Source organism: Mesorhizobium sp. WSM3224 (genome assembly GCF_000427725.1).
Taxonomy (GTDB): Bacteria; Pseudomonadota; Alphaproteobacteria; order Rhizobiales; family Rhizobiaceae; genus Mesorhizobium.
The window spans coordinates 1-22,554 of record NZ_ATYO01000039.1 but is presented as its reverse complement, the minus strand read 5'-3'; the positions used below and the strand labels follow the sequence as shown (position 1 = coordinate 22,554).

Below are 22,554 nucleotides of genomic sequence, written 5' to 3'. Positions count from 1 at the left end.
GCTCCGACTTTAATCATTCGATTGATTAAAGTCAAATTTGAAGTCTGACCCGGCTTGCCTTCTCGACCCTCACAGGCTTTAGTGCGCGGCCATGGGCAAGGAAGTCGAGCGTAAGTTCCTGGTCTCCAGTCCCGCCTGGCGCGATAGGGTCGAGGCGCATATTCGCATCCGCCAGTTTTATCTCGCCGCCCAGCCCGGCCGCACGGTGCGTGTGCGCATCAGCGACGGGCGCTCCGCCAAGCTGACGCTGAAGTTCGGCGACAGGGCGCGCGAGCGCGACGAATTCGAATATCCGATCCCGCTCGACGAGGCCGAGGAATTGATGGCGTTTGCCGTCGGACGTGTCATCGAGAAGACACGCCACCATGTTAGACACCGCGGCTATCTCTATGAAGTCGATGTGTTCGGCGCAAAGCTCGCGGGGCTGGTGATCGCGGAGTTGGAGACGCCGGAGGACGTATCTGACGAAATGCTGCCCGACTGGCTCGGTCGCGAGGTCACCGGCGAGTCGAGGTTCTACAACGCGTCGCTGGCCCTCGGGGGGATTCCGGAGATCGCCGCATGAGCTTTCGCATAGACCCGCGCTCGCCGCTGACCGGCGAGGTCAGGCGCATATTGGCCGACGAGATCGGCAAGGCAATCGGTCATCTCGAGACGGCGCGCGAGAAGCCGGAGCAGGGGCTGCACAAATGCCGCAAGCGGCTGAAAAGCGTGCGCGCCTTGCTGCGCCTGGTTCGTTCCGGGGACGAACCGTTCTGCCAGACCGAGAATGAATGTTACAAGCAGGTGTCGGCGCTGCTCGCCGGCCCGCGCGAAGCGACCGCGCTCATCGAAGCCGTCGACCGTCTCGCTGCGGAACATTCCGCCGGTAGCGGTCTCGATCCCGTGCGCGAGCGGCTGGTGCTGCGCCAGCACGAGCTTCATGCCGGTCCTGGCCTCGACGCCGCCATCAATGCTGCCATAGCCGCTTGCCGGGAAGGCCTGGAGCGTATCGACAGGCTGGCCCTGCCCGATCAGCCGGAGCACGCCGCCGATATCTTGGCCGACGGCGCCCGCGCCACCTTGCGACGGGCGAAGAAGGCGCTGGACAAGGCTCAGTCGCGCGGCGAGGACGAGGATTTTCACGATCTGCGCAAGGCGGCCAAGACGCACTCCATGCATCTGTCCCTGCTCGGCCGCTTGTGGCCGACGCCGATCAAGGCGCGTCGCAAGGCGGTCGACAAGCTTGGCGAAGAGCTCGGCGAATTGCACGATGTCTTCGTCATGCGCGCGTTGCTCGATGCCGAAGGCGAGCCGCTTGGCCCGGCCGACGACACCAAGCTTCTGCGCAAGCTGTTGAAGCGCTCCGAAAAGAGCCTCACCAAGGCCTGCCTTGCCGATGCCGCCGACCTGTTCGGCGAAAGCCCCAAGCGCTCGGCCAAGAAACTCGCCCGCAAGGCGCGCGACGATCTCGCCGGACCGCAGGAAGAGGCTAGCGCGGCCTAGCGCTATCCCTTCTCCCCTTGTGGGAGAAGGTGGCCGCGAAGCGGCCGGATGAGGGGTGCTCCAGCTTGGCAAGGACGTTCGAGCCATGGCGCGCCGCTCACCACCGCCTCATTTCTTCCAACACCCCTCATCCGTCTCGGCGCTGCGCGCCGATCCACCTTCTCCCACAAGGGGAGAGGCGCTTCACTATGCCGGCAGCGCCCGTTTCTCCTTCGCCGTCCGCGCGCCGGCATCGCGCGGGTGCGGCCCGATCGGCATGATCGCCGGAAACGGCGTCGCCCCGAAGGCGAAGGTCCATTTGTAGCCGGTGAGCTGGTCCTCCGGCGTGGTGTGCTGGTCGTGATGGGCAAGCAGCCTGGCGCGGTCGGCGAGCTCCTCGGCCTCGCGGCGCAGCATCTCCGCCGTTTCCGGCCGCATCCGCCTGGAAAAGCTGATGAAGGTCGCGGCCTGTTCCATATGGGCGATCGCCCAGCCGATGAAGTTCTTGTTGGTCATCTCGAAATGCGGCTTCAGCGGCCCGTCGAAATCCCACTGGATCGGCGTGTCGACGAGCAGCCTTGCCGACAGCCCGCGCCCCAGCGCCACCAGCCCAAGCTCCTCGAGGTCGCGCAGATAGAGGAACATCGAGGCTTCGCTCAGGCCTTGCGAGCGCATGATGCCTTCGGCCGTGAATTTCTCCGACAGCATGATGAAGACGAACAGCAGCGCCGGCCGCGCGGCCAGCCTGCGTTCGATCTCCGGTGAAACGCGGTTTGCCGGACCCGGCCCCCGGTTCATCGCGCCGAGCACGTTCTCCAGCTCGACATCCGCCGCGGCGCAGATCTCGATCAGCCGGTCGAGCTTGCAGTTGCGCTCATGGAAGATGCGCTTCACCGTCGGCTCGGAAATGCCCATGCGCTCGGCCAGCGTCCGGTAGGTCAGGCCCTTGGCCTTCAGCGTCCGTTTCAGCGCCTCGAAGATCGGACCGTTCATGGAATGCACCTCGTTCGTGCGAATTCGTATCGAATAGCGATACTAGCCTCGTTCCGGCTTCCAGGAAAGTATCGAAAACCCTAGCTCTTCGTCGTCATCACAGGAGAGCACCCCATGAAACACATCATCGCGTCAGCCGTCTTCGCCGCCAACGGCGCTTTCACCGTATCCGCCGCGCAGGCTGGCGAGCTCTGGCGCGCCACCGGCTTCGAACAGCCGGAATCGGCGCTTGCCGATACCGCCAACAACCGCATCATCGTCTCCAGCATCGCCGGCAATCCTGGCGATGCTGACGGCAATGGCTACCTGTCGCTCTTGTCGATGGACGGCAAGGTCATCACCCGTCACTGGGTCGATGGCATGGACGCGCCCAAGGGCATGGCAATCGCCGATGGCAAGCTCTACGCCGCCGACATCACCAAAGTGCGCGTCGTCGATCTCGCCAGCGGCAGACTGGTCGCCACCATCGCGGTGCCGGGTGCCGTCTTCCTCAACGATATGACTGAGGACAGCGCCGGCAATGTCTATGTCAGCGACATGCTGGCCGACACGATCTACCGCATCGACGGCGACAGGCCGGAACTGTTCGTCAAGGACGCGGCTCTCGCCTCGCCCAACGGCGTGTTCGCCGATGGCGGCAGGCTGATCGTGGCGTCCTGGGGCAGGGGCATCGACAAGACAGACTTCAGCACGGCGGAGCCGGGCGGGCTGCTGTCGGTCGACCTCGCCACCAGGAAGGTCACGCCACTGCCCGGCGCGCAGAATTTCGCCGACCTCGACGGCGTCGTCGCTATTGGCGACACCATCTACGCCACCGCCTACATGACCGGCACGCTTTACAGCTACAAGCCCGGCGGCGCGCCGCAGGTGGTCGCCACCTTCAAGCCGGGCAGCGCCGACATCGGCACCGACGGCGAGCATATCTTCGTGCCACTGATGGGCGAAGGCGAAATCGCGGCGCTCGGTCTCGACTGAAATGCCGATCACAGGCCGGCCCGCGATCCCCGTCGATCAGTCGCTGTCGGCCACCATTTTGCGCCGCTGCAGCAAGCGTGCCGCAAGCCAGCACAGCATGGCCCAGGCAAAGCCGGCGCACCAGCCGGCAAGCACGTCGGACGGCCAGTGGACGCCGAGATAGACGCGGCTGGTGCCGACCAGCACGGTGGTCAGTACCGCGAGGCAAAGCACGAAGATTTTCGTCCTGCGGTCCGGAAGGAAGCGCGCGGCTAAAGAGCCGAGCGTCAGATAGGTCACCGCCGACAGCATGGCGTGACCGCTTGGAAAGGACAGCGACGTCTCGTTGACGAGATGCGAGACGAGATCGGGCCGCGGCCGGTCGACCTCGAGCTTGAGCAGGTTGGAAAGCACCTGTCCGCCCGCCACCGCCACGAACATGAACAGCGCCGTCGAGGGTCTGCGGATCAAGAGCAGATAGACGATCGTTGCCGTCGTGATCAGCACCAGCACGGCGGAGCTGCCGAGCGCGGTGACGTCGCGAACCGCGCCTTCCAGCCAAGGCGGGCCGATCGGGCTGTCCGGCTGCCCGGCATGGCGGAAGGCGAGCAGGATTTCGGTATCGAAGGCATGCGGCGTCGTCGCGCGCGCCACCTCCATGAGTTCCACCAGGCCCCACAGCCCGCCGGCGATCACCAGCCCGGCCAGCAGCAGGGGGAATTCCAGCTTGTTGAGGAGCGCGTTGGCGGTCGATTTCATTCGAGCTCTCGGGTCCAGCTACAGCCTCTGCATATAGGGCCCGAGCGTGATCAGCGCGACGGCAGCGATCGCCAGCATCATCCCGGTTGCTTGGAAAGCATTGAGCCGCTCGCCGAACAAGGCGAGCGCCACGACATTGACCGAGACAAGCTGGATCACCGCCGACAGGCTGAACGACATCGACATGCCGAACTCGCGCACCAGCCTCAGCATGATCAGATTGCCCGCCGTGTAGAGCGCCAGGGTCAGCAGGAGCTTGGCGAAGCTCGGCGCCAGCCCCCATTGCTTGGCCGCCATCGCCGCCAGCAGGAACATCACCGTGGAAATGCCGAGCTGCGCCAGTCCCCAGAAACTCACCTTGCCGTCCCCTTTTGAAGCGCCGTCGCCACGCCGGCCGCAGTCCTTGTTTCCGAAGCGGGCGAAGCCGTCAAGCTGGGCGGTGGAGGATAGGGCTTCGCCAATCACCGAGAGGGACGTCGAAGCCATGTCACGAAAATGTGATCGTGCCGCTTTAGGGGTCGAAAGGTCGAAACTCCAGCCACCTCAAGAAGCCAGAGGAACAGCCCATGACCGTGACCCCTGAGACCCGCTTCCGCACCAGCCAGCTCGAGGCCAATGACGGCCCGCCCGTCAACCCGACCGACAACCGCACCATGGGCGAAATCATCGCCGCGCGTTTCTCGCGCCGCGGCTTTCTCATGGGCTCGCTGGCCGTCTCGGCCATCGCCGCCACCGTCAGCCCGCTGGCGCTGGTCGCCGCCGACGAGGCGCGCGCGGCGGAAGGCTCGGCCTTCAACTTCGATGAGCTCGAGGCCGGCATCGACGACAAGCACCACGTCGCGCCGGGCTATGATGCCGACGTGTTGCTGCGCTGGGGCGATCCGCTGTTTTCCGATTCGCCGGACTTCGATCCGCTGAAGCAGTCGGCCGGGGCCCAGGCCCGGCAGTTCGGCTACAACAACGACTATGTCGGCTATATCCCGATCGACGGCTCGGCCGAGCATGGCCTGCTGGTCGTCAACCACGAATACACCAACCCGCATCTGATGTTTCCCGGCATCGTCAACATCGTCGACAAGGACGGCAAGAAGGCCGCCGAGGTCGCGCCGCTCTCGAAGGAGCAGGTCGATGTCGAGATGGCCGCGCATGGCGGCACCATCGTCGAAATCCGCAAGCAAGGCGCCAAATGGCAAGTGGTGCGCGACGGCAAGCTCAATCGCCGCATCATGTCCACCACCGAAATGGCGCTCTCCGGCCCGGTCGCCGGCCATGACCGCGTCAAGACCAATGCCGATCCGTCCGGCGCCAGGGTCATCGGCACGCTCAACAATTGCGCCGGCGGCGTCACGCCCTGGGGCACCTATGTGATGGCCGAGGAAAACATCCATGGCTATTTCTCGGGCGAATTGCCGGAGGGCCACAAGGAAGCCGCCAACTACAAGCGCCTCGGCATCCCGGAAGGCGCCTATGAATGGGGCGCGCATTACGACCGCTTCAACCTCGCCAAGGAACCGAACGAGCCCAACCGTTTCGGCTGGATCGTGGAGGTCGATGTCAACGATCCGAACTCGGTGCCGCGGAAGCGCACCGCCATGGGCCGTTTCAAGCATGAGGGCGCCGAATCGATCGTCGCCAGGGACGGCCGCGTCGTCTTCTATCTCGGCGACGATGAGCGCTTCGACTATGTCTATAAATTCGTCACTGCGGGTAAGTTCAATCCCGATGACCGCGCGGCCAATATGGACCTGCTCGACGACGGCACGCTCTATGTCGCCAAATTCGCCGAGGACGGCTCGGTCGAATGGATGCCGATCGTGTTCGGCCAAGGTCCGCTGACGCCGGAGAACGACTTTGCTTCGCAGGCCGATGTGCTGATCGAGACGCGGCGCGCCGCCGACCTGCTCGGCGCCACCAAGATGGACCGTCCCGAGGACATCCAGCCCAATGCCGGCAACGGCAAGGTCTATGTCATGCTGACCAACAATTCCAAGCGCAAGGCCGAGCAGGTCGACGCCGCCAATCCGCGCGCGGCGAACGCCTTCGGCCACATCATCGAGATCGTCGAGGACGGCGGCGACTTCGCCGCCAGCAAGGGCAGGTGGGAAGTGCTGTTGAAATGCGGCGATCCCTCGGTGGCCGATGTCGGCGCCACCTTCTCGACCGCCACCTCCGCCCACGGCTGGTTCGGCATGCCGGACAATTGCGCGGTCGATTCCGCCGGGCGCCTGTGGGTCGCCACCGACGGCCAGGGTCCGAAGGTCACCGGCCGCACCGACGGCCTCTGGGCCGTCGACACGGAGGGCGCGGCGCGGGCGACGTCAAAGCTGTTCTTCCGCGTGCCGATCGGCGCCGAAATGTGCGGCCCGCTGTTTACGCCGGACGACCGGACCGCTTTCGTCGCCGTGCAGCATCCGGGCGACGGCGGCGAGGACTGGGAGGGTTTTGGCCGTCCTTCCTACTATGAGGATCCATCGACCCGCTGGCCGGACTTCAAGCCGGACATGCCGGTGCGGCCGGCGGTCGTCGCCGTCACGAAGCAGGGCGGCGGCAAGATCGCGGTCTAACGAAGGCACGTCGGTCGAAGGGACCATCGCAAACGCTGGGGACTAGCGGAGCCTCCCCAGCGTCGTCATCCTCGGGTCTGCGCTGCGTCGCTACGCTCCTTGCTTCGCCCGTGGATGACGAAGCGACAGGCAGCCGCTCCCTCTATTCACTCCGCGCGCTGAACCATGGCCATGTTCATCGTGCTCCGCAACCGGAAGCCGATCGACTCGTAAAGCCTGATCGCCGCCGCGTTGCTGTCATACGCATGAAGGTACGCAATCTCGCCACGCGCGGCGATCCTGCCCGCCACGAACACCGACAGCAGCCGCGCAAGGCCCGCGCCGCGAAAATCCGGATGCGTGCACACGCCGCTGAGTTCTGAGTGGCCGGGCTGCTTCATACGCTCGCCGGCCATCGCCGCCAGCCTGCCGTCGATGCTGATGCCCCAGAAATCGCCGAGGCTCAGCGCCTCCAGGGTGAAGGGGCCGGGCTTGGTGAGCGACGCGAGCGCCAGCATTTCCGAGGCATCGTCTTTTGTCAGCTGCCGGATGCGTTCATCGGACACGGTCGGCATCGGCTGTTCGGCAATCATCTGCACCAGCGACGCTGTCGAGGTCGCGAAAATTTCCGGCGGCAGAGCGATTTCATCCGCCTGGACAAGAACGGCGGTTTCGCGCGGCGGGAGAAGCCTGGCGAGCGCCCGCAGGCTGTCCGCATCGTCGGCAGCGGTGGCGGCGAACGGGACAATTGACTGGCGATATCGCCTGGCGAGGCCGTCGCCCTCCGCGAAAGCCTCGTGCCGCGTTGTAAGCGCGTTCCAGATGGGGCGGTCGAGAATGTGTTTCATGGCGCTGCGACCTTGGCCGCTTCCGCGCGGCGATGAAGCGGCGTCGCCGCCAGACGATCTTCGATGGCGGCAAGCTGGCCGAGCAGCGGTCCGGAAAGATCGGCGCACAGATCCGCGACGGCATTCTCGATGCTCGGCCAGACGTCCCGCTTCGCCTCGTCGACCAGCCGCCGGCCGTTCCGGCTCAGCGAAACGATCCTGCGTCGCTGGTCGTCGTCGGAAGGGTTCACCTCGACCAACCCCAGTTCGGCAAGCAGCGCCACGCTGCGCGTCACGCCCGGTTGCGCGACGCCGAGCGATTGCGCCAGCTCGCCGACCGGCAGCGCGCCTAGCCTGTCGAGCGCTGCGAGTAGCGGGTATTGGCTCGACTGGATACGCACGTCCAGGCGGTCGAGCACGCGCTGCGTGTCGGCCTGCAACTGCTCGCCTATGCGCTTCATCCGGCTGCCGAGGCAGAGAAAGCCGAGGGATCGAAGGATGTCTTCCATGGGTGCTCGTCCTTCGCAATATGATAACTTGATATATAACATCACATGGAAAATCAAGAACCCGCCCTTGCCACCGGCGGGTCACAGCGGGCGCTTTCGGACATTTGCCCTTCATTCGCCGCCAATTGCATCCTATATCGCGCTGACGCGACGTGGCCGGCAGCGGCCGCCAGCGATTCGCGACCTGAGGGCGGCAGGTCATCCATTCTTGGCACGCGGAGCTCATGGCGCCCCTGCGCATCTACTTCGACAGGCTTCTCGATGCCGTGGCGCCCAAGGTTCCGCGGCGCGAATTGACGGATGAGGAGCGCCTGGCGCTGGTGCGCCGCCACGGCGATTTCTCGCTCGCCTATTCGACGGCGGTGCAGCAGAAACTGTCCTATTTCAGCGACGGGGACGGCTACATCGCCTTCGGCACCAAGATGAGCCGCCATTTCGCGCTGGGCGATCCGGTGGCCGATCCGGTAGACCGCCCGGCCTATATCAAGCGCTTCGTCGAGGCCGCCGGCGGCCCCTGGTTCGTCCAGATCGGCGCCGACACGGCCAAGGTGCTGGCCGGCCTTGGCTACCAGGTCAATCGCCTCGGCGTCGACACCAGGCTGCTGATGGCGACGCACGACTTTTCCGGCAAGCGCAACGAGACCGTGCGCTATTCGGAGCGCTGGCTGACGAAGAAGGGTTTTACCCTCGCCGAGGACAGCGGCGACGGTCTGCTCGACGAGATCGTTCAGCTTTCCGCCGACTGGCGCAAAGAGCGCATCATCAAGCGCTGGGAGATGGGTTTCCTCAATCGTCGCTTTTCCGAAGAGCTCGGCGCCGACATGCGCCGCTTCCTCCTGCACAGCCCTCAAGGCCGGCTTCTCGCCATCCTCGATTTCGACCCGTTGTTCCGCGACGGCAAGGTCATCGGCTACACCACCTCCTTCAAGCGCAAGCAGATCGACGCGACGCCGCATGCCGAAGTCGGGCTGACCAAATTCGCCGTCGACCGTTTTCGCGAGGAAGGCATCTCGCAAGTGACGCTCGGCCTCTCGCCGCTGCTCGATGTCGAGCCCAGCGGCTTCGCCGAATCGAGCTTCTGGCGCGGCGCCTTCCAGCGCGCCTACAACTCGCCCTGGGTCAACCGCTCGCGCTTCAACCTGCAGGGCCAGGCGGCCTTCAAGCGCCGTTTCCACGGTGTCGAGCAGCCGACCTACATCGCGTTCCGCAGGGGGACGCTGATGGAGATGCTCGGGCTGCTTCGCCTGATCAAGGCGATTTAATTTAGAGTGATGAGCTGCCGGCCGTGGTCTGTCATCGCCGGGCGCCGCGACTACGAGGAGCGACAAAGAAAAGATCATCAGGCGCCGCGTTCCCGCCCACCCCCTCTGTCCTGCCGGACATCTCCCCCGCAAGGGGGGAGATTGGCGGCTCCGTTGGCGGCGCTCTTCCTGCAACGCAGGCGATTGGCGAAAGCGGGAGCGACGTCCGATCTCCCCCCCTGCGGGGGAGATGTCCGGCAGGACAGAGGGGGGTGCTGTCCCGCCAGCGTTTGCGACCTTCTCTGAATCCCAGACTCCGCGATGTCGCTTCGCGCCCGTTCCGCCAGGGGAATGTCAGTTTCTCAACCGATACCCCGTCCGGAAAATCCACGCCACGATCGCGATGCAGACGGCCAGGAACACCAGCGTCATGCCCAGGCTGACGCCGACCGAGACGTCCGCCTTGCCATAAAAACTCCAGCGGAACCCGCTGATCAGGTAGACGACCGGGTTGAACAGGGTGACCGTCTTCCAGATGCCGGGCAGCATGTGGATCGAATAGAAGCTGCCGCCGAGGAAGGTGAGCGGCGTGACGATCAGGAGCGGCACCAGCTGCAGCTGCTCGAAGGTTTTTGCCCAGATGCCGATGATGAAGCCGAACAGGCTGAAGGTCACCGCCGTCAGCACCAGGAAGGCGATCATCCAGAACGGATGCTCGATCCGCAGCGGCACGAAAAGCGCTGCCGTGCCCAGGATGATCAGGCCGAGTATCATCGACTTGGTCGCCGCACCGCCGACATAGGCGATGATGATCTCCAGATAGGAGACCGGCGCCGACAAAAGCTCGTAGATGGAACCGACGAATTTCGGGAAATAGATGGCGAAGGAGGCGTTCGAGATCGACTGCGTCAACAGCGACAGCATCATCAGCCCGGGCACGATGAAGGCGCCGTAGCTAATGCCGTCGATCTCGGTGATGCGCGAGCCGATGGCCGAGCCGAAGACGACGAAATAGAGCGACGTCGAGATGACCGGCGAGATGATGCTCTGCAGCACGGTGCGGAAGGCGCGCGCCATCTCCACCCGGTAGATCGCCCATACTGCGCGCAGGTTCATGGCTCTTGCCTCAGCAGACTGACGAAGATCTCTTCGAGCGAGCTGTTCTTGGTATCGAGATCGCGGAACTGGACGCCGGCCGCCTCCAGGTCGCGGATCAGCGAGGCGACGCCCGGCCGGTCGCTCTGGTTGTCATAGGTGTAGGTGAGCTGGCTGCCGTCAGGAGACAATTCCAGCGCATAGCGCGACAGCCCGTCCGGCATGGCGGCAAGCGGCGCGCGGAGCTCCAGCTTCATCTGCTTGCGGCCGAGCTTTCGCATCAGCTCGGCCTTGCCCTCGACCAGGATGATCTCGCCGCGGTTGATGACGCCGACACGGTCGGCCATCGCCTCGGCCTCCTCGATGTAATGCGTGGTCAGGATGATGGTGACGCCGTCCTCGCGCAGGCGCCGCACCATCGCCCACATGTCCTGGCGCAGCTCGACATCGACGCCTGCCGTCGGCTCGTCGAGGAACAGCACGCGCGGCTCGTGCGACAGCGCCTTGGCGATCATCAGCCGGCGCTTCATGCCGCCCGACAGCGTGATCGCCTTGGAATCCTTCTTGTCCCACAGCGACAGGTCGCGCAGCACCTTCTCGACGAAGGCCGGGTTGGGGGCCTTGCCGAACAGGCCGCGGCTGTAGTTCACCGTCGCCCAGACCGTCTCGAAGGCATCGATAGTCAGCTCCTGCGGCACCAGACCGATCAGGCTGCGCGCGGCGCGGTAATCCTTGCCGATGTCGTGGCCATCGACGCTGACGCTGCCCGACGAGCGGTTGACGATGCCGCAGACGATCGAGATCAACGTCGTCTTGCCGGCGCCGTTCGGCCCGAGCAGCGCGAAGATCTCGCCGCGCTCGATGTCGAGATTGATTTCCTTCAATGCCTTGAAGCCGGTGGCATAGGTTTTCGTGACACCGGAGATCGAGATGATGGATGACATGCTGAAAAATGGCCGGCTGGAAAATGTGACCTGATATAGGTCGGATGCCGCCCGCTGCAACCGAAAATCGACGCCGCTGCTGACAGTTCTGGACAGTGAGCGCGTGAAGAGCCTCTTTCTCCCCGTTTACGGGGAGAAATGCCCGGCAGGGCAATGAGGGGCGGCGCTGACCTGGCAAGCAGAGCGATGGTGGCGCCAAATACGAACGCCGGCGCTGCCCCTCATCCGCCCTTCGGGCACCTTCTCCCCGTGAAACGGGGAGAAGGTCTAACCCTGCCCCGTCCAAAACGCGATTTCCCGCGCCTTGGTCCTGAGCTCCGTCTTCAGCCATTGATCGTCGTCGTCCAGGTAGCTCCATGGCGTCTTGCCCTGCGCCCGCATCTCGCGGATGTAGGAGCGGTAGCGGTAATGGCTGTAGACCGACATCGCGTAGGTGGCATAGGCGGCGGCAAGCTTCCTGTGGCCGCGGACGATCACCAGATTCTCGTCGTTCTTCTGGCTCGCCGGCGCCGAGAAATTGTGGCTGCCGGTCACCACCACGCAGTCGTTTGAATGCGGGTCGGTCACCAGGATCTTCGAATGCACGATGGCGTGCCCGATCTGCGACAGGAAGGTCCGCCGGTTGACCTCGGCGATCCACGGCCCGAGCGGCGCGTCGAGGCCTTGCGGCTGCGCCACCGCGTAGCGGTCAGGCGTGAATGTCCGGCCGCTGCTCACCAGGTCGATGTCGAGGAAATTCTGCTCGGTGCCGCCCTCGTCGGCGCTCAGCGTCGAGACCACGCCGCGCACATACATGTCCTTTTCCCTGGCGCGCTGGCCGGCCAGCGTGTGCAGCCCCTGCTTGCCCGGCGTGAACATCAGGAACAGCACCGACTGCCTGGCCGAGCTGATGACCTCGCGCAGCGCATCCATGTCGGCCCCGTCGGAGGTGCGGGTGAACCAGACGGTCGCCTTGGCGGTCCCGACCGTGAAGGTCTTCGGCGCGTCGTTGTCCGCCATCAGGGCTGGCGTGAAATTGGCCGGGTCGGTCTTCGGCGGCGAGGCGTCCTTCAACAGGTCCCAATGCTTGTGGAAATGCTCCGCCATCGCCGCGTCCTCGATCAGGAGGCCGTTGTTGACCTGCGTGCACAGGCCGGTCGTGCTCCAGTTGGTGCTGCCGGTCCACACCATCTTCGGCTCGCCGTCCTTGGACACGACGACGAATTTGTTGTGGCCGAGACCCTTCGATTTCAGCATCCGGTCGATGGTCGCGATGCCGTGGTCGTTGAGGTTCTTGCGCGCGTCCTTGTTGCCGTCGCCGCTTTTATCTGAGCCGTTGGCGAGGATGAGATGCAGTCGCGGCCCGAGCCCGATCAGCGCCGTCTCCAGCGTCGCGTCGCCGAGCTCGTAGAGCGCTGCATGCAATTCGTCGCCGGCAACCTGCGTCAGCCCGACCATGCGCAGGCCGAGGTCGCCCTCGAGGAAGGCGCGGAACTTGGCGTCGCCATTGGTCTGCAGGCTCTTCTTGAAGGCGGCCGGCGAGAGCTTGTTCTTGGCCATGTAGCGGGCGACGAATTGCGACAGCACCAGCCCGCGGTTGAAGAAGCAGGAAAAACCGCCGCCGGCGTCGGTGGCAAGCGTCTTCCAGTCGGTCCAGTCGCTGGAGACGCCCTTGGTCAGCGGCTTGCCGGGGCCGGCGCTCATCATCGCCGTCACCCGGTAGCGCACGACATTGCCGACGTCCGCCGCATGGTCGGTCCAGTTGAAGCGCTGGAACGGCCAGACGTCCGACGGCCTGTGGTCGCCCGATTTCGGCCTGTCCTTGGTGAAGCCGACGCGGTTCTCCACCGGATCGATCCTCTCGGTGGCGCCGACCTTGCGGCCGCGCTCTAGCAGGAAGCCCCGGCATCCCGCGATGAAGTCGCTGGGCGCCCAGGCGACGAAGGCGTCGTCGCCATTGGTGTAGACCGACACTTTTATGTCGACGGCCATCTGTCGTTCCTCCCCGATACGCTGCCGGCATATCCGGCCCATCAATGCGCCAACAAAATCCGCGCCGGAAGCAGGGCTCCGGATCAGCTGAAACAGAATTGTCGAAAGGGTGACGGCGATGATTATGTGGCGGCAGAAGATCGTATGTCAATCTTTTGCAGCGCCAAGTATAATTCTATGAACTGCTTCACAGTCCACTTTATTTGCCAGCAAAACAAAAGGGGCGGAGCGGCCTGAAGCCTCCCTAACCTCGTCATTCCAGGGCGGAGCAAGGAGCGAAGCGACGCGCGCAGACCCTGGAATCCATGCCGTTACCTTGATCGAGGGGCGCAGCGGGGCAGAATTCCGCACCGTAGCGGCGCGTTGAAATCACGGAATGGATCCTCGGGTCTGCGCGCGTCGCTGCGCTCCTTGCTCCGCCCGTGGATGACGAGGCCGGGCCGTTTCCGCCAATCGCCAAGGCATGCCGCCTGCCAACGCAGAGACATACCCGACGGTCGAAATCCCTGTGCTAGGGAACTGGCAGGTGCCTCTCAGCTCTTGCTCGAGGCCAGCACCAGCACCGGCTTCTCGCTGTAGAGCTGCGGGAACAGCGACTTCAGATTCTCGATCTTCGGCAGGTCGTTGTAGACGATATAGGGATAGGTCGGGTTCAGCGTCAGGAAGTCCTGATGGTAGTCCTCGGCCGGATAGAAAGTCTTGCCGGTCTCGAGCGTGGTGACGATCGGCTTGCCGAACACCTTGGCCTTGTCGAGCTGGGCGATATAGCTCGCGGCGACCTTCTTCTGCTCCTCGTTCTCGGCGAAGATAGTCGAGCGGTACTGCGTGCCGGAATCCGGCCCCTGGTAATTGAGCTGCGTCGGATTGTGCGCGACCGAGAAATACACCTGCAGCAGCTGGCCGTAGGTGACCTTCGAGGGGTCGTAGGTGATCTCGACGGATTCGGCATGCCCGGTGCGGCCGCTGCCGACCACTTCGTAGACGGCGTTTTCCGGACTGCCGCCGGTATAGCCTGAAACCGCCTTGCTGACGCCCTTGACGTGCTGGAACACGCCCTGCACGCCCCAGAAGCAGCCGCCGGCGAAGATCGCCTTCTCGCTGCCGCTTGTCGCCTTTTCGTCCATCGCCGGCGGCGGGATCACCACCGCGTCCTCGGCCGAACGCGCCGGGCTCTGCCACAGCACGGCCGCGGCGACCGCCGCGAGGCCAAGTGCCGCAAGCGCGCCGCGGAAGGGTGATCGCCGCGCGGCCTTTTTATCGATGCCGTTCATGTCCTGATCTCCTGTTGTTGTTCCATTATATACGAACCAAGCCGCCACGCGGTTCTCACTTTGCCGTGCGGCGCTCCCCCTCATCCGGCCCTTCGGGCCACCTTCTCCCCGCCGGGGAGAAGAGAATGGCGCCGGCATCGAAAGCCTCCTCTCCCCAACGGGGAGAGGTCGGCCGAGCGAAGCGGAGGCTGGGTGAGGGGCAGTGCCGGACTCGCCTTACTGAGCGGTGGTATCCGCCGGCTTCATGGCATCCGTGGCAGGCTTCATGGCGTCTGCCGGCTTCATCGCATCCGTCGCAGGCTTCATTGCCTCGGTGCTCATCGCATCGGGCTTCATGGCGTCGGCGGGCTTCATCGCGTCCGTCGCCGGTTTCATCGCGTCGGTAGCCATCGCATCGGCGGGCTTCATGGCATTGGTCGCCTCGTCGGCGCGGGCGCCGGCAATGAAGACGGAAGCGGAAAGCGCAAGGGCGAGCGCCGGCAGCGTGAGGAACTTCGTCATGATGGTACTCCTTGGGTTTTGGCGCGCGCAGATGCGGGCCTTGGGTATTGCGTTGCCGCGTCCTGCGGCCCCGCGCGACGAGAAGGAAAAATCAGTTGGCGGCCGCGGCCAGGATCGGCCCGCCGCGCGGCGCCTGCACCAGCACCGCGGTGCTCAAGCCGCCGGTGGCCGCCGGCAGCGGCAGCGTGGTTGCCCCGCCGTTCCAGCTGCCGAGTTTTATGAGCGCATGCACGACATTGGCGTGCGGCAGCGTGCGCCCGGTGTTCTCGCCGCGCGCCACCGGCACCTCGATGACGCCGCGTGTGTAGCGCACCAGCCAGACATCGGCCCGCCCGCCCGGCGCGTTGCCGGCGCCGATGCTGACCTTGCCGCCGCCGAGCGAAAGCTCCGGACCCTTTGTGTGGCCGCTCTTGGCGATCAGGCTCTGGATCTCGCCCGGCGCCGCGCCCACGGCGTCGCGTCTGCCATTCACCACCACCTGCGGCGTGAACGGCCCGTCATGGCCGAGCGGCGGCTCGTAGGTCACCTGGCGCTCGGTGAATTCCTTGCGCCCGAAAGTGTCCTTCCAGCCGAGATGGTCCCAATAGGTGACGTTGAACGACAGCGCCAGCACGCCCGGCTGGTCCTTGACCTTGATCAGATTGGCATTGGCCGGCGGGCAGGACGAGCAGCCCTGGCTGGTGAACAGCTCGACCACGGTGAGCGGCTGCGCGGCAGCCGCGCCCATCGTGGCGGCAAGCACCGCGCCGGCAAGCAGGCCGATCCTTGTCTTCAATCCGGTCATGGGAAGCAGTCTCCGTTACAGCGGGTATGCTCCCATTTCGCCGGCATGGAGGGCTTCGTTACAGCTTCACCGGTTTGTGATGTTGGGATACCCCTCAATGCGGAAAGCCGGCTCGAGGCACCCCCCTCTGTCCTGCCCGTCCTTCGCAGCAGCTGCGCTGCAGCTTCGGAGGATGAACCGGACATCTCCCCCGAAAGGGGGGAGATCAGATGTCGCCTTTGCTTTCGCCAATTGTCGACGCCCCAAGAATGGCGCCATCGGCGACGCTGCCAATCTCCTCCTTGCGGGCAGGGCAATCGCATATGAGTTTTTACGAAGAGGACCCCCACCCTTAATCCCTCCCCACAAGGGGGAGGGAGACTTGGTAGGCGCTGATCTTGGCAAACCGCCGACGTTTCGACACCAAAAGGATGGCATGCGGCAGCGTTCCCTCCCCCTTGTGGGGAGGGTTAGGGTGGGGGTCCTCTTCGTAAAAACTCATATGCGATGGCCGGTTCATCATCCGAAGCTGCAGCGTAGCTGCTGCGAAGGACGGGCAGGCCAGAGGGGGGTGTGAAGGATCGCGGCGTTGACGTCTTGGCGCCAACGCGCCGATCCCCACAAGGGGAGAAGGAAAGGCTGCCGCCGCTTGCCCCTCAACCCTGCCCCTGCTAAAGCGCGCCGCATGACGACGCCCCTCGACCACATCCGCAATTTCTCCATCGTCGCCCATATCGACCATGGCAAATCCACGCTTGCCGACCGGCTGATCCAGTCCACCGGCGGGCTGGAGGCGCGTGACATGAAGGAGCAGGTGCTGGACTCGATGGATATCGAGCGCGAGCGCGGCATCACCATCAAGGCGCAGACGGTGCGGCTGAAATACCGCGCCTTGAATGGCGAGGACTATATCCTCAACCTCATCGACACGCCCGGCCATGTCGACTTCGCCTATGAAGTCTCGCGTTCGCTGGCCGCCTGCGAGGGCTCGCTGCTGGTGGTCGACGCCAGCCAGGGCGTCGAGGCGCAGACGCTGGCCAATGTCTACCAGGCCATCGACAACAACCACGAGATCGTCGTGGTGCTGAACAAGGTCGACCTGCCCGCCGCCGAGCCCGAGCGCATCCGCGAGCAGGTCGAGGAGGTGATCGGCATCGACGCCTCCAACGCCGTGCTGATCTCGGCCAAGACCGGCCTTGGCATTCCCGACGTGCTGGAGGCGATCGTCAACGACCTGCCGCCGCCGCGCGAGGGTGACATCAAAGCACCGCTCAAGGCGATGCTGGTCGACAGCTGGTACGACGCCTATCTCGGCGTCATCGTCCTGGTGCGCATCATCGACGGCGTGCTGAAGAAGGGCCAGACCATCCGCATGATGGGCACCGGCGCCAAATACCTCGTCGAGCGCACCGGCGTGTTCACGCCGGCCCGCATCAATGTCGACGAGCTCGGCCCCGGCGAGTTCGGCTTCTTCACCGGCTCGATCAAGGAAGTGGCCGACACCCGTGTCGGCGACACCATCACCGAGGACAAGCGCCAGACCGCGCACGCCCTGCCCGGCTTCAAGCCGGCGCAGCCGGTGGTGTTCTGCGGCCTGTTCCCGGTCGACGCCGCCGATTTCGAGGATTTGCGCGCCGCCGTCGGCAAGCTGCGCCTCAATGACGCGTCCTTCTCCTACGAAATGGAAACCTCCGCCGCGCTCGGCTTCGGCTATCGCTGCGGCTTCCTTGGCTTGCTGCACCTGGAAATCATCCAGGAGCGGCTGGAGCGCGAGTTCAACCTCGACCTGATCGCCACCGCGCCCTCGGTCGTCTACCGGCTGCTCCTCAATGACGGCACGGTGAAGGAGCTGCACAACCCGGCCGACATGCCCGACGTGGTCAAGATCTCGGCCATCGAGGAGCCGTGGATCCGCGCCACCATCCTGACCCCCGACGACTATCTCGGCGGCATCCTGAAGCTCTGCCAGGACAGGCGCGGCATCCAGGCCGACCTCTCCTATGTCGGCAAGCGCGCCATGCTCACCTACGACCTGCCGCTCAACGAAGTCGTCTTCGATTTCTACGACCGGCTGAAGTCGATCTCCAAGGGCTACGCCTCGTTCGACTACCACCTGACCGATTATCGCGAGGGCGACCTGGTCAAGATGTCGATCCTGGTCAATGAGGAGCCGGTCGACGCGCTGTCCATGCTGGTGCACCGCACGGCGGCGGAAAAGCGCGGCCGGCAGATGTGCGAGAAGCTGAAGGAGCTGATCCCGCACCACCTCTTCAAGATCCCGATCCAGGCCGCGATCGGCGGCAAGGTCATCGCCCGCGAAACCATCTCGGCGCTGCGCAAGGACGTCACCGCCAAATGCTACGGCGGCGACGTGACCCGCAAGCGCAAGCTGCTCGACAAGCAGAAAGAGGGCAAGAAGCGGATGCGCCAGTTCGGCAAGGTGGATATTCCCCAGGAGGCGTTTATCCAGGCGCTGAAGATGGGGGATTGAGAAGCCGGTTGGCGCGCGGAGCGCGCCAAGCCATCGATCCAGTGAATCGATGGCAGGCTTCGAAAGCGGGGGAGTTGCCGGCAGGCAGCGGGCCCCCGCCAGCGCGGCGCTGACGCTGCGCGATAGCGGTTGGTCGCCGGCGTATTATGAGTTATCCGTATCCCGATCGTCAGGCTCTTTTGCTACGCCCTTGAACGGTCCTTCCGAGGACTTGCGCTCCATGAAGTGCCCGGTTCGCTCATCGCGCTTCTGCCAGTCGCCATTCTCATGCTGGAATTGCGTCCTGCCAGTCACCGCGCCTCTGCGGTAGTCGTCACCCGTGTTCTTTGCCATATCGGCCTCCTTCGAACAGAGGGAGAACATAGGCCGATTCGTGGCCGAAATCATCCCCGGCCATTCAGCGTAAGATATCTAGGCGTCGCCTCCACCGCCAAATGCCACCGCGGCAACGTGACCCGCAAACGCAAGCTGCTCGACACGCAGAAAGAGGGCAAAGCGGATGCGCCAGTTCGGCAAGATGATTATCCTCCAGGAGGCGTTCATCCAGGCGCTGAGGATGGGGGATTGAAAATACTGCGCTGCCTAGCTTGATCTTGCGATATTCGTAGATAGGCTGCGGCGTCGGCAAGAGGTATGGTTGGCGGTCTTTATGAAGAAGTTTTTCTACGCAGCCATAGACAACATTTACAAGCACGGCGACACCGACATATTTCCGTTTCCGATCGAGAACAGAATAATAAGTGACAAGAGAGATGAGGTCGCCAGTTTACTACTGAAAAGGCACTCTGAGTTCGATAAATCGTTCGTGCAGGAGCCACCAGATGACATCCGCTCGCTCGTGGCCGTACATCATTCCGGGTTCAGATGGGCGTCGCAACTGGACCCACTATGGAACGCCTTTCTCCTTGGGAATGTGCTTTCAATTGCTGAGGCCATCGAGGCCGCCAGACTTGGAACTGAGCGGATATTCTCCTACCGATTGAATAAGAATAGCTATCTTTCAGGAGATCTCTTTCGCCGCGACATCACCTGGAAGGATTTCATCAGCAAGTCAATTGCTGAGTGTGAGAATAACGGTTATGTTGTCACATGCGATATAGCGGACTGTTATTCCCGAATAAGTCATCATAAGCTGGATAATGCGCTTCGTATGCTTGGCGTGCAGCCGGATGTACGGAGAACTATCCTTGAGTATATGAAGCACCTTACAGGGACAAGATCGGCAGGTCTTCCAATCGGCGGTCCGGCTGCTCGAATTCTGGCAGAGCTAGCTCTAGCAAATTCCGATCAATATTTATTCAGCTCTGGCGTCAATTTCCTCCGTTACGCCGATGACTATCACGTCTTCTGCAGTAGCAAAAAGGAGGCTCACGAGATCATTGTTAAGATATACAAAGCGCTTGATAACGAGGGGTTATCGCTCCAGAAATCGAAGACACGGATACTGACAGCGTCTGAATTCAAGCATGTTTTGTCCCAGATACGAGGGGGCGATGATAGGGAAACCCGGTCGCCGATACAGCGACTCATGTCCCTTACGCTGAGGTTCGATCCATACGCCGCCAACGCGGCGGAGCAGTATGACGAACTCAAAGGTGAACTCGAAGAGATAGACGTGGTAGCGCTCCTAAATGAGCAACTGTCGCAAACTCGAGTGCATATTCCGACCACGCGAAAAATTGTAGAGGCGCTGAAGTTAGTCGGCACCAATGCAAAGTATGGTGCGGTGCTGTCTATGCTAGATAATATGGACGCACTTTATCCCATTGCACCAACGGTATTCCAGACGGTGTATCAGGTTTTCGATGATCTCGGGGAGAAAGAAAAGGCGGGAATTTGCAGCAGAATAATTGAGCTATACGATAGCGGTCATGAGGTGATGGCTCTAGACATGCATGTCGCATATGCGAACCGCATTATTGGCAGATATAGCTCTATCTCAAATAGAAACTACCTCCATCGCTGTTTTGAGAAGGAGGCGTCAGAATTGATAAGGCGAGACATAATCTTGATTTTCTCAAATTGGGGGAATTTTTCGTGGCTGTCCATGTTCAAGGCAAATTTCAGCGCAGTGTCAGGTTGGCAACGAAGGGCCCTTATCCTGGCGTCATATTCGATGGTTGACGAGGGGTCGCACTGGCGCGACCATACCAAAAGTCGGTTTGACGCCTTTGAAGGGATTGTTCGAGATTGGAGATCAGAGAAGCCAAACGTGCCGCTAGCGATATGATAAGCGAAAGGTTATTTGCGTCACAGTTCTCGGACTTCTGGCGTAGTGCACTTCCGAACCTGGAAGCTGTCACGCGATCGGCGAATCTGGCCTACGACCGGGTAAGTGGACTGGCTCGTCCTACGACCAATCCCTCGCGGCGAGACTTAGTCAGTGAAGCCGGCTATTTTCTTTTCTTTGAGTCCGTTCGCCACCCAACCGAACCGGCAGAGGTTTTGCGATCGAGAGCGGTCGCAAGCGCGCTTGAGTTTCTTAACGCCAATATTTTCGAGTTTAAGACAGAAAGGGACGAGTTAAACGAACCTGAAGCTAACGAAGTAGATAGATTGGCTCGGTGGCTCCGCCATTATTTTAGTGGACAAGGTGTTTCGTTGGACCGAGTGCGCGTGCCATTTTACAGGGGGCACGGCATTATTCAAAGTTGTAAGGGTGACTTTGAATTTGTGGATCATTTGGTGGAGATGAAATACGTTGATAGACAATTTCGCAGCCATGATTTGCGGCAAGTGATTGTCTACTCTGCGTTGCGTTACTATGAAAGTAAGCATAATTACAAAGCAATCACGATATTGAATCCACTGCTTGGCATAGAGTTCACAACTAACATTGACGAGCTAATTTATAGCGCGTCAGGCTCGGATGTTCCTGAGTTTTTCGAGAGACTCTCTTACACAATTTCCAGTGGAGAGGTATCCCACTAACGTGAAGACAAGGGGTGGTTGACTTCGCTATGATTAGAAGGCGCCACTCTTGACTGCGAGGGTGCCTGGAGCTGCTGAGGTACATTCTTCGCTCTAATATTAGCTTCCAGAAACCTGTTACCTTAGCGTATCCTCTCTCCAGCTTGGGGAGACATCACATGCGCTCCACTCTGGACACCATCGCCGCGATCGGCCTCGCCATCGGCGGCGCTTTTGGGCTTGCCGGCACTTTCGTCGCCAGCGACGCGCTGCGCGAGACGGTCTGGACCATCGACGGCGTGGGCATCGTCGTCGCGGCGGCGCTGCTCACCATGAAATACCAGCGGCTCGGCAATGACCTCGTCGCGGCCGGGTTCCTGACTTTCCTGGCCGGCGAGAGCCTGCTTCTGGCCGGCAATGCGGCGGGGCTGCAGGCCAGTGTTCCCTCCTATGCCGGCGGCATTGCGCTGTGGGCGGCGGGGCTCACCATGGTCAGCGCGCAAGCCACCTTCGCGCTCTGGATGCGGCTCACGGCGTTGATCGCCGCTTTGCTCTTCACCGTCTCGGTCATGATGATCCTGTGGGGCGCGCCGCTGCTGCCCACCTCCGCGCCGCTGCCGGCGATCGGCTATCCGTTCCTGGTGCTGACCTTCATCGGCTGGATCTGGACGTTGCTCAAATCCGAGCGCTGAGCGTCAACGCGATGCCCGCGCCGCTCGAAATCCGCAACAGCCCGTCGGGAAAGATCTTGCCCGCCGTCGGGCCGTTCCTGCTCGGTGGCATCTTCGGCTTCGGCGCGCTGCAGGGCGTGGCGTCTAGCGCCGATGGCGGGCATGTGCTGTGGATCGCGCTGCTCGCCGCCGCCTGCCTGGGGCTCGGTGTCTTCATCGCCCGCGGCGCCTTCGACACTTCGGTCAAGGTGACCCTGGACAGCCAAGGTTTCCGCGATGCCCGCGCCGGCGACGTGCTGGTGCCGTGGAGCAAGGTGAAAAGCGTGCGCCTCGCCGCCGGCGGCAAGGGCGCGGCGATGCTCAATTTCGAGCTCACCGGGGAGCCGCCCGACGAGATCAAATATTCCTCCGCCAATGTGTTCGGGCTGGTGCCCTTCGGCAAGACCACCGTCCACATGGAAATCTCCTCGCTCGACGTGCGCGGCGATGACATGGTCGACGCGGTACGGAAGCTCGCGCCACATGTGGCGGTGAGGCGGTAGCGAGGCTTCACCTTCTCCCCTCACATGAGGGCCATTGGGTCAAGAGGTTGATCTGCTAGCTGTTGGTTTGATCGTGGGGCAGCTGTTCGTCCCGACCATAGGGCG

Annotated in this window: 22 protein-coding genes; 10 read left to right on the top strand and 12 right to left on the bottom strand. The window is 62.9% G+C overall.

Annotated elements, in window-relative coordinates; all coding sequences use genetic code 11:
* Window positions 1-91 precede the first annotated feature (91 nt).
* Together YU3_RS0131895 and YU3_RS0131890 are read left to right on the top strand one after the other, a co-directional pair.
* A complete protein-coding gene (locus tag YU3_RS0131895) occupies window positions 92-565 on the top strand; it encodes a CYTH domain-containing protein (RefSeq protein WP_027169998.1) in 474 nt (157 codons plus the stop codon).
* Window positions 562-1,485 (top strand): CHAD domain-containing protein, encoded by a 924-nt coding sequence (locus YU3_RS0131890; RefSeq protein ID WP_027169997.1) that lies wholly within the window; start codon window positions 562-564, stop codon window positions 1,483-1,485. Before YU3_RS0131895 ends, YU3_RS0131890 begins: the two co-directional genes overlap by 4 nt.
* Window positions 1,486-1,671: 186 nt before the next feature.
* Here YU3_RS0131890 and YU3_RS0131885 read toward each other — a convergent pair whose 3' ends face one another.
* Window positions 1,672-2,457 (bottom strand): helix-turn-helix transcriptional regulator, encoded by a 786-nt coding sequence (locus YU3_RS0131885; protein WP_027169996.1) that lies wholly within the window; start codon window positions 2,455-2,457, stop codon window positions 1,672-1,674.
* A gap of 114 nt (window positions 2,458-2,571) precedes the next feature.
* On the opposite strand from YU3_RS0131885, the gene YU3_RS0131880 reads away from it, so the two are divergent.
* A complete protein-coding gene (locus YU3_RS0131880; RefSeq protein WP_027169995.1) occupies window positions 2,572-3,432 on the top strand; it encodes an ATP/GTP-binding protein in 861 nt (286 codons plus the stop codon).
* Window positions 3,433-3,468: 36 nt separating this feature from the next.
* Here YU3_RS0131880 and YU3_RS0131875 read toward each other — a convergent pair whose 3' ends face one another.
* Both YU3_RS0131875 and YU3_RS0131870 read right to left on the bottom strand, forming a co-directional pair.
* Window positions 3,469-4,170 (bottom strand): phosphatase PAP2 family protein, encoded by a 702-nt coding sequence (locus YU3_RS0131875; RefSeq protein WP_027169994.1) that lies wholly within the window; start codon window positions 4,168-4,170, stop codon window positions 3,469-3,471.
* Window positions 4,171-4,188: 18 nt separating this feature from the next.
* Window positions 4,189-4,527, bottom strand: a complete 339-nt coding sequence (locus tag YU3_RS0131870) for a hypothetical protein (protein WP_027169993.1) — start codon at window positions 4,525-4,527, stop codon at window positions 4,189-4,191.
* A gap of 209 nt (window positions 4,528-4,736) precedes the next feature.
* On the opposite strand from YU3_RS0131870, the gene YU3_RS0131865 reads away from it, so the two are divergent.
* On the top strand, window positions 4,737-6,734 hold the full coding sequence (locus YU3_RS0131865) for a PhoX family phosphatase (RefSeq protein ID WP_027169992.1): 1,998 nt from the start codon (window positions 4,737-4,739) through the stop codon (window positions 6,732-6,734).
* Window positions 6,735-6,880: 146 nt separating this feature from the next.
* Here the strand turns inward: YU3_RS0131865 and YU3_RS0131860 are convergent, their stop codons facing one another.
* Both YU3_RS0131860 and YU3_RS0131855 read right to left on the bottom strand, forming a co-directional pair.
* Window positions 6,881-7,561 carry a GNAT family N-acetyltransferase gene (locus YU3_RS0131860; RefSeq protein WP_027169991.1) on the bottom strand — a complete coding sequence of 227 codons (681 nt, stop codon included), beginning with the start codon at window positions 7,559-7,561 and terminating at the stop codon, window positions 6,881-6,883.
* On the bottom strand, window positions 7,558-8,049 hold the full coding sequence (locus YU3_RS0131855; protein ID WP_027169990.1) for a MarR family transcriptional regulator: 492 nt from the start codon (window positions 8,047-8,049) through the stop codon (window positions 7,558-7,560). The genes YU3_RS0131860 and YU3_RS0131855 overlap by 4 nt, the downstream gene beginning before the upstream one ends.
* Before the next feature lie 224 nt (window positions 8,050-8,273).
* On the opposite strand from YU3_RS0131855, the gene YU3_RS0131850 reads away from it, so the two are divergent.
* Window positions 8,274-9,311 (top strand): phosphatidylglycerol lysyltransferase domain-containing protein, encoded by a 1,038-nt coding sequence (locus tag YU3_RS0131850; RefSeq protein WP_027169989.1) that lies wholly within the window; start codon window positions 8,274-8,276, stop codon window positions 9,309-9,311.
* Between the two features lie 333 nt (window positions 9,312-9,644).
* Here YU3_RS0131850 and YU3_RS0131845 read toward each other — a convergent pair whose 3' ends face one another.
* From YU3_RS0131845 to YU3_RS0131820, 6 genes are all read right to left on the bottom strand, one after another.
* Window positions 9,645-10,406 (bottom strand): ABC transporter permease, encoded by a 762-nt coding sequence (locus YU3_RS0131845; RefSeq protein WP_027169988.1) that lies wholly within the window; start codon window positions 10,404-10,406, stop codon window positions 9,645-9,647.
* Window positions 10,403-11,329, bottom strand: coding sequence for an ABC transporter ATP-binding protein (locus tag YU3_RS0131840; protein WP_027169987.1), 927 nt, complete (start codon window positions 11,327-11,329; stop codon window positions 10,403-10,405). Before YU3_RS0131840 ends, YU3_RS0131845 begins: the two co-directional genes overlap by 4 nt.
* Before the next feature lie 267 nt (window positions 11,330-11,596).
* Complete coding sequence (locus tag YU3_RS0131835) at window positions 11,597-13,300, bottom strand: phospholipase D-like domain-containing protein (protein WP_027169986.1); 1,704 nt, start codon at window positions 13,298-13,300, stop codon at window positions 11,597-11,599.
* A gap of 533 nt (window positions 13,301-13,833) precedes the next feature.
* On the bottom strand, window positions 13,834-14,571 hold the full coding sequence (msrA, locus tag YU3_RS0131830; RefSeq protein WP_051334177.1) for a peptide-methionine (S)-S-oxide reductase MsrA: 738 nt from the start codon (window positions 14,569-14,571) through the stop codon (window positions 13,834-13,836).
* 216 nt (window positions 14,572-14,787) lie between these two features.
* A complete protein-coding gene (locus tag YU3_RS0131825) occupies window positions 14,788-15,072 on the bottom strand; it encodes a hypothetical protein (RefSeq protein ID WP_027169984.1) in 285 nt (94 codons plus the stop codon).
* A 91-nt stretch (window positions 15,073-15,163) separates the two neighbouring features.
* The gene (locus YU3_RS0131820) at window positions 15,164-15,856 is read right to left on the bottom strand and encodes a DUF1223 domain-containing protein (protein WP_027169983.1); all 693 of its coding nucleotides are present in this window, start codon (window positions 15,854-15,856) and stop codon (window positions 15,164-15,166) included.
* A 664-nt stretch (window positions 15,857-16,520) separates the two neighbouring features.
* Between YU3_RS0131820 and lepA the strand changes: the two genes are divergently transcribed.
* On the top strand, window positions 16,521-18,326 hold the full coding sequence (gene lepA / locus YU3_RS0131815; RefSeq protein WP_027169982.1) for a translation elongation factor 4: 1,806 nt from the start codon (window positions 16,521-16,523) through the stop codon (window positions 18,324-18,326).
* 144 nt (window positions 18,327-18,470) lie between these two features.
* Here the strand turns inward: lepA and YU3_RS0131810 are convergent, their stop codons facing one another.
* Window positions 18,471-18,659 carry a hypothetical protein gene (locus tag YU3_RS0131810; protein WP_027169981.1) on the bottom strand — a complete coding sequence of 63 codons (189 nt, stop codon included), beginning with the start codon at window positions 18,657-18,659 and terminating at the stop codon, window positions 18,471-18,473.
* Between the two features lie 316 nt (window positions 18,660-18,975).
* Between YU3_RS0131810 and YU3_RS0131800 the strand changes: the two genes are divergently transcribed.
* From YU3_RS0131800 to YU3_RS0131785, 4 genes are all read left to right on the top strand, one after another.
* On the top strand, window positions 18,976-20,556 hold the full coding sequence (locus YU3_RS0131800) for an RNA-directed DNA polymerase (RefSeq protein WP_156913666.1): 1,581 nt from the start codon (window positions 18,976-18,978) through the stop codon (window positions 20,554-20,556).
* On the top strand, window positions 20,517-21,257 hold the full coding sequence (locus YU3_RS40985) for a hypothetical protein (RefSeq protein WP_156913665.1): 741 nt from the start codon (window positions 20,517-20,519) through the stop codon (window positions 21,255-21,257). The genes YU3_RS0131800 and YU3_RS40985 overlap by 40 nt, the downstream gene beginning before the upstream one ends.
* A 158-nt stretch (window positions 21,258-21,415) precedes the next feature.
* Window positions 21,416-21,928, top strand: a complete 513-nt coding sequence (locus tag YU3_RS41425) for a hypothetical protein (protein ID WP_027169978.1) — start codon at window positions 21,416-21,418, stop codon at window positions 21,926-21,928.
* A gap of 11 nt (window positions 21,929-21,939) precedes the next feature.
* The gene (locus YU3_RS0131785) at window positions 21,940-22,449 is read left to right on the top strand and encodes a hypothetical protein (protein ID WP_027169977.1); all 510 of its coding nucleotides are present in this window, start codon (window positions 21,940-21,942) and stop codon (window positions 22,447-22,449) included.
* Window positions 22,450-22,554 lie beyond the last annotated feature (105 nt).

Bases quoted from the DNA above. Each gene is read 5' to 3' on its own strand.
- YU3_RS0131860 (WP_027169991.1), bottom strand. From the start codon at position 7,561: ATGAAACACATTCTCGACCGCCCCATCTGGAACGCGCTTACAACGCGG.
- YU3_RS0131810 (WP_027169981.1), bottom strand. From the start codon at position 18,659: ATGGCAAAGAACACGGGTGACGACTACCGCAGAGGCGCGGTGACTGGC.
- YU3_RS0131785 (WP_027169977.1), top strand. From the start codon at position 21,940: ATGCCCGCGCCGCTCGAAATCCGCAACAGCCCGTCGGGAAAGATCTTG.
- YU3_RS0131840 (WP_027169987.1), bottom strand. From the start codon at position 11,329: ATGTCATCCATCATCTCGATCTCCGGTGTCACGAAAACCTATGCCACC.
- YU3_RS0131820 (WP_027169983.1), bottom strand. From the start codon at position 15,856: ATGACCGGATTGAAGACAAGGATCGGCCTGCTTGCCGGCGCGGTGCTT.
- lepA (WP_027169982.1), top strand. From the start codon at position 16,521: ATGACGACGCCCCTCGACCACATCCGCAATTTCTCCATCGTCGCCCAT.
- YU3_RS0131850 (WP_027169989.1), top strand. From the start codon at position 8,274: ATGGCGCCCCTGCGCATCTACTTCGACAGGCTTCTCGATGCCGTGGCG.
- YU3_RS0131885 (WP_027169996.1), bottom strand. From the start codon at position 2,457: ATGAACGGTCCGATCTTCGAGGCGCTGAAACGGACGCTGAAGGCCAAG.
- YU3_RS0131845 (WP_027169988.1), bottom strand. From the start codon at position 10,406: ATGAACCTGCGCGCAGTATGGGCGATCTACCGGGTGGAGATGGCGCGC.
- YU3_RS0131880 (WP_027169995.1), top strand. From the start codon at position 2,572: ATGAAACACATCATCGCGTCAGCCGTCTTCGCCGCCAACGGCGCTTTC.
- YU3_RS41425 (WP_027169978.1), top strand. From the start codon at position 21,416: ATGCGCTCCACTCTGGACACCATCGCCGCGATCGGCCTCGCCATCGGC.
- msrA (WP_051334177.1), bottom strand. From the start codon at position 14,571: ATGAACGGCATCGATAAAAAGGCCGCGCGGCGATCACCCTTCCGCGGC.
- YU3_RS0131800 (WP_156913666.1), top strand. From the start codon at position 18,976: ATGAAGAAGTTTTTCTACGCAGCCATAGACAACATTTACAAGCACGGC.
- YU3_RS0131835 (WP_027169986.1), bottom strand. From the start codon at position 13,300: ATGGCCGTCGACATAAAAGTGTCGGTCTACACCAATGGCGACGACGCC.
- YU3_RS0131875 (WP_027169994.1), bottom strand. From the start codon at position 4,170: ATGAAATCGACCGCCAACGCGCTCCTCAACAAGCTGGAATTCCCCCTG.
- YU3_RS0131855 (WP_027169990.1), bottom strand. From the start codon at position 8,049: ATGGAAGACATCCTTCGATCCCTCGGCTTTCTCTGCCTCGGCAGCCGG.
- YU3_RS0131825 (WP_027169984.1), bottom strand. From the start codon at position 15,072: ATGACGAAGTTCCTCACGCTGCCGGCGCTCGCCCTTGCGCTTTCCGCT.
- YU3_RS0131895 (WP_027169998.1), top strand. From the start codon at position 92: ATGGGCAAGGAAGTCGAGCGTAAGTTCCTGGTCTCCAGTCCCGCCTGG.
- YU3_RS0131865 (WP_027169992.1), top strand. From the start codon at position 4,737: ATGACCGTGACCCCTGAGACCCGCTTCCGCACCAGCCAGCTCGAGGCC.
- YU3_RS0131890 (WP_027169997.1), top strand. From the start codon at position 562: ATGAGCTTTCGCATAGACCCGCGCTCGCCGCTGACCGGCGAGGTCAGG.